The 15,511-nt window shown below is 35.0% G+C and carries 15 protein-coding genes and 1 pseudogene; all 16 read right to left on the bottom strand.

What is annotated here, in order from left to right; all coding sequences use genetic code 11:
• Positions 1–10: 10 nt before the first annotated feature.
• Positions 11–1,012, bottom strand: a complete 1,002-nt coding sequence (locus BN2665_RS06775) for a hypothetical protein (RefSeq protein ID WP_055666337.1) — start codon at positions 1,010–1,012, stop codon at positions 11–13.
• 207 nt (positions 1,013–1,219) lie between these two features.
• Positions 1,220–1,642, bottom strand: a pseudogene (locus BN2665_RS06770) (GTP pyrophosphokinase); the annotation flags it as partial.
• Between the two features lie 51 nt (positions 1,643–1,693).
• Entirely contained in the window at positions 1,694–2,092 is a 399-nt protein-coding gene (locus tag BN2665_RS06765; RefSeq protein WP_055666336.1) for a hypothetical protein, read from the bottom strand.
• 28 nt (positions 2,093–2,120) lie between these two features.
• Positions 2,121–2,654 carry a hypothetical protein gene (locus BN2665_RS06760; RefSeq protein ID WP_055666335.1) on the bottom strand — a complete coding sequence of 178 codons (534 nt, stop codon included), beginning with the start codon at positions 2,652–2,654 and terminating at the stop codon, positions 2,121–2,123.
• Positions 2,651–3,490 carry a hypothetical protein gene (locus BN2665_RS06755; protein ID WP_055666334.1) on the bottom strand — a complete coding sequence of 280 codons (840 nt, stop codon included), beginning with the start codon at positions 3,488–3,490 and terminating at the stop codon, positions 2,651–2,653. Before BN2665_RS06755 ends, BN2665_RS06760 begins: the two co-directional genes overlap by 4 nt.
• Positions 3,491–3,560: 70 nt before the next feature.
• Positions 3,561–3,761 (bottom strand): hypothetical protein, encoded by a 201-nt coding sequence (locus BN2665_RS06750; protein WP_055666333.1) that lies wholly within the window; start codon positions 3,759–3,761, stop codon positions 3,561–3,563.
• Between the two features lie 89 nt (positions 3,762–3,850).
• Positions 3,851–4,426, bottom strand: coding sequence for an HD domain-containing protein (locus tag BN2665_RS06745; RefSeq protein WP_028308449.1), 576 nt, complete (start codon positions 4,424–4,426; stop codon positions 3,851–3,853).
• A 34-nt stretch (positions 4,427–4,460) separates the two neighbouring features.
• Positions 4,461–5,765 carry a DUF4139 domain-containing protein gene (locus tag BN2665_RS06740; RefSeq protein WP_055666332.1) on the bottom strand — a complete coding sequence of 435 codons (1,305 nt, stop codon included), beginning with the start codon at positions 5,763–5,765 and terminating at the stop codon, positions 4,461–4,463.
• Positions 5,766–6,101: 336 nt separating this feature from the next.
• Positions 6,102–6,782: a GGDEF domain-containing protein gene (locus BN2665_RS06735; protein WP_055666331.1), complete on the bottom strand. Its 681-nt coding sequence runs from the start codon at positions 6,780–6,782 to the stop codon at positions 6,102–6,104.
• A 220-nt stretch (positions 6,783–7,002) separates the two neighbouring features.
• Complete coding sequence (locus BN2665_RS06730) at positions 7,003–7,332, bottom strand: helix-turn-helix domain-containing protein (protein ID WP_028308447.1); 330 nt, start codon at positions 7,330–7,332, stop codon at positions 7,003–7,005.
• Between the two features lie 98 nt (positions 7,333–7,430).
• Positions 7,431–8,417 carry a helix-turn-helix transcriptional regulator gene (locus BN2665_RS06725; protein ID WP_055666330.1) on the bottom strand — a complete coding sequence of 329 codons (987 nt, stop codon included), beginning with the start codon at positions 8,415–8,417 and terminating at the stop codon, positions 7,431–7,433.
• A 94-nt stretch (positions 8,418–8,511) separates the two neighbouring features.
• Positions 8,512–9,549 carry a 5-methylcytosine-specific restriction endonuclease system specificity protein McrC gene (gene mcrC / locus BN2665_RS06720; RefSeq protein WP_055666329.1) on the bottom strand — a complete coding sequence of 346 codons (1,038 nt, stop codon included), beginning with the start codon at positions 9,547–9,549 and terminating at the stop codon, positions 8,512–8,514.
• A gap of 5 nt (positions 9,550–9,554) precedes the next feature.
• Positions 9,555–11,867, bottom strand: a complete 2,313-nt coding sequence (locus tag BN2665_RS06715) for an AAA family ATPase (RefSeq protein WP_242865904.1) — start codon at positions 11,865–11,867, stop codon at positions 9,555–9,557.
• Between the two features lie 103 nt (positions 11,868–11,970).
• Positions 11,971–12,954, bottom strand: a complete 984-nt coding sequence (locus tag BN2665_RS06710) for a hypothetical protein (protein ID WP_055666327.1) — start codon at positions 12,952–12,954, stop codon at positions 11,971–11,973.
• A 118-nt stretch (positions 12,955–13,072) separates the two neighbouring features.
• On the bottom strand, positions 13,073–13,762 hold the full coding sequence (locus tag BN2665_RS06705) for a phospholipase D-like domain-containing protein (protein ID WP_055666326.1): 690 nt from the start codon (positions 13,760–13,762) through the stop codon (positions 13,073–13,075).
• On the bottom strand, positions 13,744–15,510 hold the full coding sequence (gene drmB, locus BN2665_RS06700) for a DUF1998 domain-containing protein (RefSeq protein WP_055666325.1): 1,767 nt from the start codon (positions 15,508–15,510) through the stop codon (positions 13,744–13,746). Before drmB ends, BN2665_RS06705 begins: the two co-directional genes overlap by 19 nt.
• Position 15,511 lies beyond the last annotated feature (1 nt).

Here is a 15,511-nt window from a genome sequence, read left to right as displayed (position 1 = left end):
AAAATACCCCCTACTCATATTTAGGAAAAGAATCCCCAAAAATTTCACGCCATTTATTGATGGAGCCTTTCATATCTTTGTCTTGTTCTAATTGCCTGGCCTCCATGGCTTTATAATAGTCAGAATAAGCTTTATTCTTAATTTTGGTTTTTTCATCATAAGTAAGTTTATTGATATTGCCTTGAATATTTTTCGGATCGTTTACATCATACATAATATTATTGTGAATATAAGCAATAACATCCGGCAATTCAATATCTACATATTGACTGGCAGTTGTCGTTTTAGCTTCATAATAATTTAGTATCATTGTTTCTAACAAATATGATGACATTGTCGGCATAGTGGGTCTTCTATTCCAATACTTCATAACTCTAATCACTTGCAATACATTACCATCATGAGTTTGGTTAATTCTTGATATTCTTTCCTTATCTATCCTGGGATCGGTTTTCTTCCAATGTCCATTCCCATCCGGTATGAGATAATAACTAACACCATAAATATTTGTTGTTGTCATAAAGCACGGCACGATATCAAAATTCCAGGTATACGATGATAACTGCAATGTAGCTGCTTCCTGATTTCTTTTAATATCTGCATTACTATATTGAGGTACATTGGAACATGCAGATACAAATTTGTTAATAACTTTTTTTGAATTTAACTTATTTGTGTAGTCATGACACAAATTTAATAAGTCTTTGGCATCATCAGCTACATTTATCTCAATCTTATCCGTATATTCGGTATATGTTGATCCCTGACCTGTTAAACCAATCATTAAGTCGATATCATCAAGCTCTCTAATTTTTGTCTTTCTTGCGAAAGAACCAAAATGTATATTGATGTCAGAGTATAATTTAGGAAAGGTATTGTCCTTTTCATTAAATTTGGAAATTTGACCCAATAGCCAATCTCTACTGCTTCTTGCAGTTTTACTTATATCAGAATCCAAGTTAACAATATCTTTTAAAAATTCATTAAATGCCTGAATCACTGTTGTTGCCATATTTTTTCAAACCTCCTTATCCCCCAATACAAACATTTAGTCACCTGCTCCATCAATTTCTTTTACTCCACCGCCAAATGACCAATAATTATTTTCAATGAAATCGATAAACTTATGTAGAAAATCATCCTCTGAACAACTTTGAGGAACTAAAACGCAACCGTTTATTTCAATCTCCTTAGAGACTCTATACTCATTGTCATTCTCAAAATCCATAGTTTCAAATATCCGTTCTGATGCTTTACGATATTTTTCTGCTCTTTGATAATCTTCTTGGATAGGGTTTGAAATACGGGACAAATCCATATTGTCACTTAAATCAGCCAACTTTACTTTACAGGCTGTTTTATTCTCAATAACCCTGCCAATAAAATCATCATAGTTTTCATTCTCGCGCTTTGTCAGAGCATTTAATGCACTCAAAACTTCTTCCGAAAAACCTTCTCTTCTCAAATATTCAATAGTAATATCTGAATCCTCAATAACATCATGTAACACTGCACAAATACTTTCAGTTTCATCCCTTCGCATAAACATGACCCGTAGCGGGTGTAGTATATATGGCTGCCCAGCCTTGTCCATCTGTCCTTCATTAGCTTTAGCTGCAATACGAATAGCTTTATCAAGCATTTAGTACACCCCATTTCATGTTTTCGATATAGATAAAACAGCAAACTATATCTATAATTTTTTAAACTCGATATACTCCTTTAAAATCTGTTCAGGTTTTTCAAATTGCATTCTTCCGGGCTGAGCATCAAACATATTCTGAATATCTACAAACGCACCCATAGCATTCAACGCAAGTGTAAGTTCTTCAACAGCTTTTTCTTTATCCTGAGTATTAATCGATTCTATGGCACTTTTTATAAGATACCTTACATCATCTGCCCATATGGTATATCTTGAAAAGGTAGCAATATTGTTCCCATCGCGCTGGTCAAAGGCTGCTCTCTCCAACCGGGAAAAAATGTATTCCTCGGTATTACCATTGTAGTGTTTTAATTCACAGAAGGCTTGTTGCTTACCGAGAGAAGAATAGAATTCAAGAACAGCCCGTATATTATCTGTTAATTCCATCTGATATTTCACCTCTCCCATAACAATTTTAAAGCTCTTTTAACGGTTTAATGATCTTTTCAATTAATGCTTCATCGTCTGTAATACTAATAAGTGGCAAACTGAAAACATACGCTTCATCAATATATTTGCATTCCTCGGATCGGAATTTATTAACTTTGCCATCTAATTCATAGTTATTGTCTTCACTTGCATCAGACCAATAAAACCAGATATTCCATAAATCCCAATGATCCCTTTTATCTATATCGGAGTATACAATTTTTCCGGCAGTAATAATTGGTTGTTCCACATCGTCTCCCCAAAATGTGATTGTAATGCATTTATTAACCAGTTTATCTTTATTATTTTGATAAACACGGAAAATTGCTTCAACAATCCATCTGTCAGCCTCCTGCAAGCTTGCGCTTACATCCTTTGTTATTCTATTGCCATATAAGTTCCCCCACTCAGGAGCTAATTGGTTATCAATCTTGAATATTAACCTCTGGCATTCTTTAAATACTTGTTGAATATATTGAAAAGCTAATGTTATTTGATGACCCTTTTGAATATCACTCACAACTGATTCCCCCTATAAAAGATATTTTTTTCTATTGTAATGTCTAAGTTGTTCAATTGGTCAAAATAAGTTTTCTTCTCAGCAGAACTATTTCCATTATTATAGAAAATCGGGTACGGCAATGAAAACGCCGAATTCAACGACTTATCCAGCAGAGATATTCCTGAAAAATCCCTCAAACCGAGCTTTTCCATATACTTCATCAAGTCGTCTACGATATTCTTTTCAAATGACGAATAGAATGGATACATTTTTTCAAGCGTTTTATACAATTGATGCCATCTCAGATGAAAGACATTTTCTTTTATTTCAATATATCTGCTTTGTATTATTTTGGTAGTCGCCGTTATATCCGAATAAGCTTCGGCTTCTGTCAAATAAACAATATATCCCTTTCTGCCTTTGAAGCTTGACACAGATGATTCAGTAAAATTCTCTATATCATTATTTATTGCTTCAAAATAGCGGACTAATTGATCATTTTCGTCTGTTCCACTTTTCCCTGATTTGAATTTAGCTTCAACAATAAGAAGCAAATCATCAAAACCATGTACATGGTCTCTAAATATGAGGATTAAATCCGGCTCTCCATAATTCTGATTCCAAGTCCAGAATACATACTCTACTTCCTGGTAACATCTTAGCTCAATTCCTTCCGAATTTAATTTTTCCCATAGAGTTGTTCTTTTCCCATTATATAAAAACGCAGATTCAATAAAAGGAATCAATATCATGTCTGGCCTTAGATATTTTAAAGTGCCAAAGACTGTTGAAGTAAGGATATCCTCCGTATACTCATAACCTAACGATTTGCCTTCAAGTACGGCTTGTATCAAATTATCACCCCCAATGGATAACTTATTTACTTATCAGTTATGCAAAAGAAAAAGCTCAAAATAGGTTTTATTATTTAAAAAACTTAAAAATATCAAATATACTAAACGAGGTTTTACGGTAGACCTTGTTATACAAGGCTTTTTTAGGATTTGTGATCCAACCCCATCCTCTTGGAGCTTTCACACCTAAGCTGTGGCGTATATATCTTTTTACACTCGTTCTTGCCGCAATACTCTTTTTAATACTTGGTTTTCTCATACCGAACTTCATTATTATCACCCTCTTTTTTCACTGTCAGGAGTTTTCAAAAATTCTTAAATTTTTTTCTTAAAAACTCTTGACTTTTATTAGCTGGTCTTTTATTTCTCAATTACAAACCCACTCCAGCTATCGGCATACTGCAAAAGCAGCGTGAGCCGTTCCTCATGGGTAGCGCAGGAACGGTTATCCTCCACATATTGTCCATCGTGATAGACAATTGCCTGCACTTCTTCCTCTGTAAGGTTGATGTGCTGAAGCGCCAAATATATACTCCTAACCGGTACACTCAAATATGTAAGTTCAGAATTAAAACGATATGGATAATCCGGTTTGTATCCGTACTTTTTCTGCTTTTCTGAAGGTTCATTTATAAGATACTGTGGATTTCCCGGCATACCCACTTTACCTAAATCATGCAACAATGCTACTATGACGCAGCTCTCATCACTTATTTCCGGTGCAATTGCAGACTTGATCTTCAACATAGTTTCAGCAACATTTACCGAGTGCTCTAAAAGACCACCCTCTTTGCAGAGATGGTATTTCGTGCTTGCAGGTGCTGTTAGCCAAGCGGTTTCTTTCTCGATGAAGTTTATTACCCTATCAAATTGTTCTTTTCGCTCTATAACAATGGATTTTAAATCTTTATATCTTTCCGATACACTTTTTTTCATAACAAACGGTCCTCACAATGTAATTTCGAGTGTATTACTTTTTAACAATAACCTCTGTACGCCGGTCGATTTTATATTCAAATTCTACCTTTACTTCACTGTCAGCCGGTACATTAACAGAGAATTCAATAAGCCCCGATGTTTTCTTTGAATACTCATGTGTTGCATAAACCATTTCCCATATACCCCAGGCATAATGTTCAAAATGTACTTCCGCAGCTTCTTCTTTATGGTTCTTAATAATGCACTCATATTTGTAATGTTCAAATCCATTTATTTTCTTCCTGTCAATTTCTGTAAAAGCGAAGGTAATGTCAAACGCATTGCCGATAGCGAGCTTAATATCTTCATCCTTTGGGGTGTGCCCTATACTATCCTCACCAATGAACTCAAGAGAATTGTCTGCTTCATCAGTTTTATACAGCTTGATTTTCCCCTTTGGCATGGCGCAACCCAAGCCACACTCTTTCTTATTTGTAAATTCAATAATTACATTTGCCTTTTCTTCACTCATGTTGAGCTTGTAATACTTTTTATAGGGTATATTTAGACCATTTAAAATATTTATTTGCTTTGTCTGATTATCTTTTAGATTTGTTGGATTTACTAATGTGTACATGTGATAATCAAAGAAAGCTTTTTCCTCAGCCTGAGGCGCAACAGAGGACTCACAAATATACATGCGTTCTTCCATGTCATAGCTATCGTCCCGAATTCTGTTGACATCTCCGGCAATAAGTTTTATTTTGGCATTTTCAAACGATGCACCACTTTGATTTTCAATTTCTGCCCATCCTGCAATGTTTAAAGTTTTTCCCAAAATCTCTACGACGTAGTTTGCATTCCAATTGAAGCCCTTGCTAAGATAGGAAACCTTAACATATTCAGATGTCGACTTCCCAATCTTCCATACAAGAGCAGGCTTTACAATAAGTCCAGATGGTAGGGAAGGGAGAACAATTTCTGCCTGAGCATCGATATATATTTCCTTTGTATCATTATCCTCTAATACACATCTTCCAGCTCCCTCAACCGATAAAAGACGACAGCTTTTCTTTTCACCGATTTTCCTATCTTTTAAATAAACTTCCTTATCAATGTACTTTTTGAGGAGCTTATCCCTATCAACTAAATCATAATCATAATTGAATTCCAAGATATTCAAACCTTCCACCAGGAGAGAATCCGTTTCAATCTGCTGTGCTACATCAGCAAAAATAAGCTCAGTCTCAGCCCCTGTAAGGCTTACGGTACGTGTTTCCTTGACAGCGCCGAATCCTCCATTGTAAATAGTCAATGAAATGTCTTTTGTATCAGTTGCAGTAGATATTTTTTTCATGATCCAACACCTTCCTTTATAACAAATTATATCAAATAATATGTACAATAAAACGGACAGTAAATTTATATTCTATTCTGTTTTAACAATATCAATAAGCTGCTAAGCCTGCACAGAAAACTTCTGTTATAGCAAAAGAGAGAGGGATGCCCTCTCTTTCTCATTGAAAAACTATCTTTTCTTTTTATCAAGATAAATCAAGAATGCAAGAAGCACAATTATTAACAGAATGATAAGTGTACCTTGAACAGGGTGTTGTTTTAGTGCTTCCAATAACTGCATGGTTTCCTCATAATGCAAAACCTAATCCCCCCATCTATGTTAATTTATATGATTTTAAATTTCACATAATGGAAAATTTGCTCCTACAACCTTATTCCTAACTGATTTTGCTTGAAATAGTGCCTTATCTGCTTCTGCAAATAAAATATCTATAGCAATTGGTTTATCAGTTGTTGCTACTCCAATACACACAGTAGCACCAAAACATTTTTCGGATTTCTCTATTGCCTTCCTTAGCCTCTCCGCATATTTTAATGCACCTTGATTATCTGTGTCAGGAAGGATAATGGCAAACTCTTCGCCTCCCCATCGTGCAATAGTATCAATTTCCCTGGAATTTGCTTTGAAAACTTCTGAAACCCGTGTGAGAAGCTTGTCCCCAGCTAAGTGCCCGTATTTATCATTTACTCTTTTAAAATGGTCAATATCAATTATGACTAATGAAAGTGCCGTTTTTGAACGATTCAGTCTTTTCAGCTCTGATTCTAACTTTTCATAGAGGTATCTACGGTTATAAAGATCCGTGAGTGGGTCTTTATAGGCATAATATATAATGTTTTTTATCCACCGGCCGCAGAATACACTAATAACAGTTGAAAATACAATAACACTTATCCAAAAATAATTATAGAAGGTTGGTTGTATGCTGTAATAAACAAAGCAAACAATAAAACTTATTAACAGTCCCCCTAGACCTATATAAATAGGAATATTCCTATATAAAGCATTCCTCATATAAAATAACCACCTCACTTACCTATTTCCCCTATTCATTTACAATATTTTACTTTATTTATCAGAAACATTCCAATAACTTTTTACAGGTATTAGCATTTATTTACTTTATATTTTATACTTAAATTCCCTTTGAGTAAATATTAATCATTACTGATAGTGCACATAGTATATATAAAATAAGGGTAGACTACCTACCGTTGTGTGTTCTACCCCTATTTTAATCTCTGTTTTTGTGAACTAACATGGCTCGAATAATATCGTTCAGCAAACTTATTTGCCCTTCCGATAATTTATTGGCTAATAGCTCCATTTCTAACCTTTCAGGACTTTTAGCACTATCTCTATGTCCGAACGCAAGATAATCAAGAGTTGTATTTAAAGCAATCGACAGATTTAAAAAAGTCTCGAATGAAAATCGCTTTTCTCCTCGCTCTATCTTGCCCTCGTATTGTGGAGATATATCAACTTTTTCAGCAAGTTGAAACTGTGTAAGTCCCATTTTGTTTCGTTCCTGTTTTATTCTTTCTCCGATAGCCTTATAGTCCATGTCTCAACCCCCTGTAATAAACATACAGGGAAGTTTTTGAAATAAAAACAGTCCATTGGTAAACACAACTATTTACTATATGGTCACATTCCACCCTCTTATTTGTATTGTTCTAAAATCTCCTGAATAGAGTTTTTGTATTTTTCAATAACGCTCTCCGGAGATAATATCTTCACTTTATTTCCAAACTGTGCTAGCCATGCAAAAAAGGTGGAACTAATTGCAACGTTTATCCTTACTGAAAAGCTTTTGTCGTCAGCTTTGTCTAAAGTAACATCCTTTCCAAAACGATCGATGACCGCATTAACAAGTGAATTGTCAAACTTTAATTTTACCGTCTCTTCTTCTCCTCCGAACATATTGAATACTTTTTTTGAATAGTCAGCAATGTTAAATTGCTCATTGTCCGGCAGTATCGCTCTTGGCTGATCTATGATTTCAATATTCGTCATCCTGTCAACTCGATAATGGGTAAAGTCATTATATTTTCCCGAGAAAGTAATGAGATAATAATTCTCATCATCCCAGGACAAAGCATAAGGACTAACAAAATAAAGGTCTCCATCCTTTCGATATTTCTTTTCTTTTTTAATATCGTAGTCAAAATACTTAAAAGATACCTGCCTATTTTCTGCAATTGCGACATGAAGCCTGTCCACATTATAATAAATGTTTTCATTAATAGCCTTAACCCTGTTTGCCACATAAACTTGGCGATGAAGCAACGCAGCTTGATGAAAGCTTGCCAGGCTCTCTATCTTTTTTATAAGTTCATGACTCTTTTTATATGTAATAAATTTCGAACATTGAACAGCATCAACCAATAGCTTTAATTCCGGTAATTCAAAGACACGGCTTGCTACAAAATAATCCGTAGTTTTACTTTTTCGAGTAGCAATATCAATTCCATAATGACGCAAAGCTTCGATATCATCATAAATTGATTTTCGCTCAGCAGTAATGCCGTAGCATTCAAGTTCCGCTATTATATCATTTACTGTCATTGTATTTTCTTCATCCGTTTTTTCAAGAAGCATTTTCATTAAGTATAGAATTTTCAACTTCTGATTAGAACTTTTTGCCATAATGCACCCCTGTTATTTCAAGATCATTCCAAATAATTACACCTCCAATGATACCATAATATCACAAGAGGTGTCCAATAAAACGGATTGTGTTTTATATTACTGCAGCTATTTCTTTTAATCGTCCATATATATTTTCCCACCTTGTATTAAGGTTCAAAGTCTTCACATATATCTTTTTGCCCTGAATACTGTAAACAAAGTCAAGCTCAGTATCTACAACAGGGTAAATCAGCATCCCAGCTTTCTCTCCGGTAAAGGTGCTGTTATTTATGTATGTGTAGATCTGGTACAGGTTTCCTGATATAAGCTTTTTAGTATCTCCTACATTGCGAATTTGTAATGCATTCGTATAATACTTTGCATCAATGATTAACTGACTTTTCTCATTTTGCAGTACGATATCAGTTCTCATCACCGGCAGAAAGCTTTCCCCAATGTGTTCAAAGTCAGTATCCTTTTCCCATTGAAAGATAGGGGAATAGACTTGTATCGATGATAATTCCTTTTTATAAAAATTAAGTATAAACTTCTCATACAGAGCAGCCATTCTACTATCTCTAATGAAATCTTTAAAGATCGTTTCACCCTTTTGAGATGTAACAAGTACTTCATCATATATAAGCTCGCAAATATCAATAATTAACTTATAAAAGCGGTTATTCCGATGATATCTGATGCCTGAAAAATGTGATTTCTGAAGCCTTATAACATCTATTCCCTGAAAATATCTGTTAATATGGATAAGCTGGTCTTTTACCTGCTTATCCAGCTCTTTATAGTTAATAAGGGTAATGATTGATGCCTTTATGATCTGATTAAACAATACATTCGGTGAAAGCTCATCATATTCACAGCTAAGCTTACCAAGAATAAAGGTCTGTCTTTTCAAAGTATCATTTACGGCTATTTTACCCCTAAGCACAGGCAACTCATCAGACACACAGATATATTCTCTGTTAAAACCACGTTTAATAAGAAGACTCAATCCAGTTACGAGAATCTTTCCGAAGAGATCATAGATGTTATCAAATTCTTCATTCGATAAATTGACATTGTCCCCTTTCTTTAAGACATCATAAGCATAACTGAGCATGTAGTATATATTACGAATCGGTATCTCGTTTGCCATTCATATCACCCCAGCAAATAATCCATGTACTCCTGTGCCTTCTCTTCGTTGTCGAACCAGTATTCCTCGATAAGCGGATTGATTTCATACTCAATAACACTCTGATACCAGTTCTCATCTGTGGAAGGATTACAGAAGTAACTGTGTCCAATTCTAAACCCTCTACCTAAATTACTGTCGGATGCAATTTGGCTATTCAAATACATTAACCTGCTGATAATCTTTTCTATTAAGTCCACATGAATTCCATTGTCCGCCAAATGCTTTCTAAATGATTGTGTATTAAAAGCCGGCTCAATCTCAACAAAGCAGAATCTTCTTCTAAGGGCATAATCAATCATCGCCAAAGAACGGTCGGCAGTATTCATCATACCGATAATAAATATGTTCTGCGGTACATAAAAACGGCTATCCGGTTTGTATGTAAGAGGAACTGCAAATTTTGAACCACGTTTATCATTTTCAATAAGCATTAGAAGCTCACCGAAAATTTTACTTAGATTCCCTCTATTTATCTCATCAATGATAAAGTAATAGTCCCGATTAGGGTCATTGGCAGCCTTTATACAAAACTGATGAAAAATACCATTCCTAAGTTCAAAGCCTCCACCTTCAACCGGCCTGAATCCCATAACAAAGTCTTCATAGGAATAGTTTTGATGGAACTGAACCATTTCTATTCTTGAATCATCAACAGATCCCATCAGTGAATAAGCCAGCCTTTTGGCAGCAAAGGTCTTTCCGACACCAGGTGCTCCTTGCAAGATGATGTTTTTCTTTCTATTCAGAAGTATCGATATTTCATCATATTGCTGTTCTGAAATAAATACCTCATTTAAAAAGTCTTCCTTGGTGTACAATTCTAATGAACCCTTTGGACCTGAAGGCTCGTCTTCTTTAATATCAGGTTGAGTAGCTTTTTCGTCAGAAATCAAGTCTTGAACTTTCTTATCAAAGCAGGGCAATAGGATGTTTTTTTCAAATTCAGCATAATCATTTCTTGGTACACGCCAAGCAGTGGAATTGTAATTTGGAGTCCACCCCTTTTGAGCTGCTGAATATTGGTAATCCGGAATCTTTGAATAAGCTACTACTTCATAATTTCTATAGAGCCATCCCTGAGTCTTGCTTGCCAGTTGTACAGCTTCTGATGTAATTTTCCCAAGTAGTTTTATGCCACTATTTCCGTAACACAAATAAAAATAATCCCCGATTTTTATACCATTCTCGAACTCGTTTCCTTGACCTCTTCCCGTATCTCTATGTACAGTAATTATTCCCTGATCAAAATACTTTTCTCTCTCTTCTTCAGAAAAACTGCCATCGTTCCCATGAGATATTTTCCAAATATTTATCTTGTCATCCTGTGTAATAGTCGTATCATTAACTGATTCTTCTTCTACAATATCCTTACTTCTACCATAGACAGACAATTTCATATCCATAGCACGATAATTTCTAAATATGCATTTTTCATCTCTGAATTTTTTTAGCTGCCTTGAATTTTGAATATAGTACCCTAATTCTTTAGGCTTAACTAACGATACTCCTTCTATCTGAAAAAGTGATGCTGTATCGTTAACAGCACTATTCATAATAGGAAACGTATACGGCTTCAAACAGTGCAGCATAACAGAAGCCGCCGCACTCTGCATCCCTTTTATACCTTTCTTAATAGCCTCATCTACCTTTACGAACATTGCTTCATCGTCAGCCATGTCTTTCAGCTCAACACAAAGAGAAATGAACCTTTGAGCACTTTCTTTATCTGCTTTTGAGGCAAATGTATGAAAGCCAGTGCCAAACATTCCGATAGACCATCCTAAATTTTTGCCTTCCTCTGCAATATTCTCATAGCTATGCTGAACAGCTTTTTCCTTAACTTTTTCTAAAATAGCAGAAAGCCTGTCCTTTTCAACTGTATCCAAGTGGCTGTCTTTAATTTTTTGTCTTTTCACATCAACACCACTTCTCCAAGTGCCAACTACCATGAAATAAAGAAGATCAAGGTCATTTATATCAAGCTGCTCCCATGGAATAGTTGATAGGGATTCAACAGTTTCTCTTACAAGCTCATATGATCCGTCATGCTTGTCAGGATCTACATCAGGTATCGTCTTGAGTTCCTCAATCATCTTGTTATCTTTAAATTCTATATATAATTTCAAAGCAGCTTTTAATGTATGTGTTCCGTTATAAATATCTCCATCAATTGGAATGTTGTGCTTCGGTTTTGCTCCAAGCTTTTTATCTGTTGTGGTATAAGTGAGCTGCTCTATAAGACTAATACACCTATCGGAATTATATATTTTATCCAAATCACCATAGAATTTTTCAATTCTCAGGCAGTTAGAAGTTCTTGCATTACTTGTAGTCGAATCAAGTTTTTTGAAACTCTTAAGCCAGTTATAAAACAACTCTTTATCCATTCTGCATTCCCCCTAATTTGCTTAGTCCATCAGATAGTTTCCTAACATATCTAAGCAACCTCATTGCGTCTTGATTTTTTATAATTACTCGTTGGCCTACCCTGTATGTTATATCTCTTGAGTTCTGTATGTATCTTTCATCGATCAATCCATTATTGTGTTCAATTATGTGTCTTTGCTGAAATAACATATTTATGTCTGCAATTTCATCTTCAGAAAGCCATGAATCATAGCCTTTCCCGGTAACTTCTTTAAATAAATTGCTGCCTTTTTCAATTATTTGAAAGTCGTTAATTCGAACTTTTTTATTTGGCATAATTTGCTTATAAATTTCTTCAGCATACTTTTGGAAAGCTGAAACAATATCTCCCAACGTACCTTCTATCATTGATCGACACATCGATTCAGCTTTATCTTTGCCATAGCTTTTTTCGAAGGTGCTGTATATATCTTCAATAGACTCAATCATCTTTTGGACTGTATCTAAAGATTCATTAAAAACACGCTCAACGGCATTATGTCCGCAGCAGGGACAAAAATAAGCACTTCCAATTACACTATATCGGGTCTGACACTTTTCACAAGTTATCTCTAATTCCCATTCCGGTCTTTGTCCTATGGGATTATTCACGAAGGATATCTTCTTGCCAGGTTTATAAGTTATTTGAACATATTTATTCCCACGCATACTACGTGCCATTTTTCCAAATATCTTATCCAATTCATTGCTGATGTAAGACTGAGCGTAACTGGCAGCTATCTCCTCAATAGCCTCAATCTGTTCATGAGTATACCACTGATCGGACGTTGCGGTATGTCCACACATAGGACAAAATACTTGTTCGTCAGATACTTTATCTTTCCAATCTTCCATATATATTTTAAAAACAAATTCACATTTATCATTTGGACATTGCCTGTCATAATAACCCTTTTCATCTGATGTGAATTCAACAGGTATACTAATGTCTGACATATGCTCCCCCCTCCTACATGGTAATAGATGTTTATTTAATAAACAATTTCATATACTTCAACACCTCTTGATGATTGTATTTTATCACAAGAGGTGTCCAATAAAACGGATTGTGAACTTATAATTTGGTAAACACCTTCTGTGCTCTCAACTGTTTAAACAGCTCTTCAACATTACTTGCTTTTTTATGAGAATTTATTAACACACCCATTTCAATATTTCCTTCTAATCCATGATAGGAAAGGTTTGAAGACGAAATAAAAGTCTTATGACCATCAACCACTAATATTTTGGCATGAAGTGCTGCCATTTTATCCGATCCTTTATTATAGTCGTAAATATTCAAAAATCTCCCTTTGTATATCTCCAATTTATCAAGCTGTTCCTGTTTACTGGCAAAATCATTAACATATAAATTGATGTACACACCTTTACGGCTTTTATCTAAGAGCATTTCTAAAAGCTCAGAAAAATATTCGGATATTGAATAACCTGTTAAGGTGATACTTTTCTGTGCACTACTTATGAGATCATGCACTACTATGCTCGTCTTGAGTGCCTTCAATTTGAAACTATTCGGCGCAGTAATAACTAATTCCACTTTTTCTTGAACTTTGTAATTATATAAGCTTATGGCCATCTGAATTACAGTGTATATTTCTTCTTCAGTTAAAGATGGAAACTTCTCTCTAATTGAAGAATATGATTTCTTAAAAACTTGAATATCTATGTTTTCTGCGCCAAACCTCTCAATCTCAGCCACTAAGGTTTCAACAATTATAGCTATTCCTATATATCCATCCCGCATAATTCTTTCACCAACTCCCTAAAGTAGGCACTCTCTTCTTTTGATGGCAAAGGTATAACAAGCGAACGGTCAAGTAATCTATTACCACTTTCACATGCGGTCTCTGCTATCATCACACAAGAATGACAAGCTACTCCATTAAGGTCATCAGCAGAAGGCTCACTCATCATACACTCTGGGTCAGTCGTGCAAAGCATTGCATTCTCAAGAGCTTGTTTTAATACAATGATTAATTTATTCATTTCTCCAATTTCCACAAGTCCGCCCAAGGAACCTTCTTTATCAGAACTACCGGTGTATAGCAGAATTCCACACATATTCTCACTACTATAGATTCTCTCTTTTATGGCTGATGAAGAATATCCGGATTGCATTGCCATTTCTTTTATCATTAAGTGAGCAAATGTATGCAGCAGAACATACTCTGCATTTCTCTCTTTATATTTTGTCCAACCTCTCGAGCTGCAAAACTCGTTATAAAACTTCTTGTATTGATCTGATAACTGTCCCGTTCTCAATACCGTATTCCATTTTGCAACCGTTTCTTTATTAAACTCTATAAAGATACCTTCCCCATTGATTTCAACTCCTGGTAGCCACGATTCACCTGTTTTATTTTTTGTTAGATATACTATGTTTTTCGCATCTTCAACTTCTGGTTCTGGGGAATCCATTCTCATAAAACCAAGCAATACCATTACTTCTCTTAATCTATGGATCTTAATTACTCTGGAAAAATATTTGCTTAAATATGCAGGAATTAGCTCTTCTTCTGCTTTAAAATATTTTACATCCGTCTGATAAAGTAAATCATTATGATGTGTTATAGCTGCATATTCCATTTCTTTTATTTCGATAAATTCTTTAACCTTTTCATCTCGTCTTTTAACTGCTTCAACAAATTCATCTTTCGAGCAAATTGTCGTAAAGTGCTTCTCATATATTTTTATAATGGCCTCTTCACCAATGTACTCCCTTAAATTCAAAATATCCCTATAGTGTTCATCTATCATAGAGTTTAACGGGTTAATCCAAGGCGGTATGGATATTGCACTTCTTATGACAGGAAAATATACATTAGAAGCTCCTCTTTGCGAGGGAATGACCGCTTTATCACATTTAGAATAGGTTCCATTTGTCTTTTTTGCCATTCTTGGATTATGCGGATGTCTTCCACTGCATATCAGCCCTGCAAAATTCTCTGACTGCGTTGAACCACTCATCGTTCTTGAAGCACCACATTCACATTTAACAATTATTTCAGCTAGAGATGAGGTATTACCTGTCGATACCAGCTTCAAATCCTTTTTACATTTAGTATCGCCATGATGAACCCACCAACGCCAAGGGAAATCATCTAGATGTCCATCAACACAGGACATAATAAACCTTGCTGGATAAGCTTTGAACCCACAAATAGGGCATGTTGGACCGTTTTGCAAATACTTGTCCACATCAAAATTTTCACTAATATCGAATAGATGATTACATGTGCTTTTCTTGCATATATGATAGTTCGGGAATGAAACTACTGGTATGTCTCCTTGCCAAGAAGTTTTAGGAGTTTTGAAATTATCAACTCCTAAATAAGATGCTAGCCTTGCATCATATATGGTTTTCCCATATTTATCCCAATAATTAATATCTAACACTGTTACCGAGTCCTCCACTACATCAAGTATCGCTCCAGGGCCAAAGGTTGTTATTAATTGGTTTGGCCTTAGTTCTCCCAGTTTATTTATTTTCATC

Source organism: Desnuesiella massiliensis, from assembly GCF_001403615.1.
GTDB lineage: Bacteria > Bacillota > Clostridia > Clostridiales > Clostridiaceae > Desnuesiella > Desnuesiella massiliensis.
The sequence above is the reverse complement of the archived record's forward strand: the minus strand, read 5'-3'. Positions and strand labels throughout refer to the sequence as shown.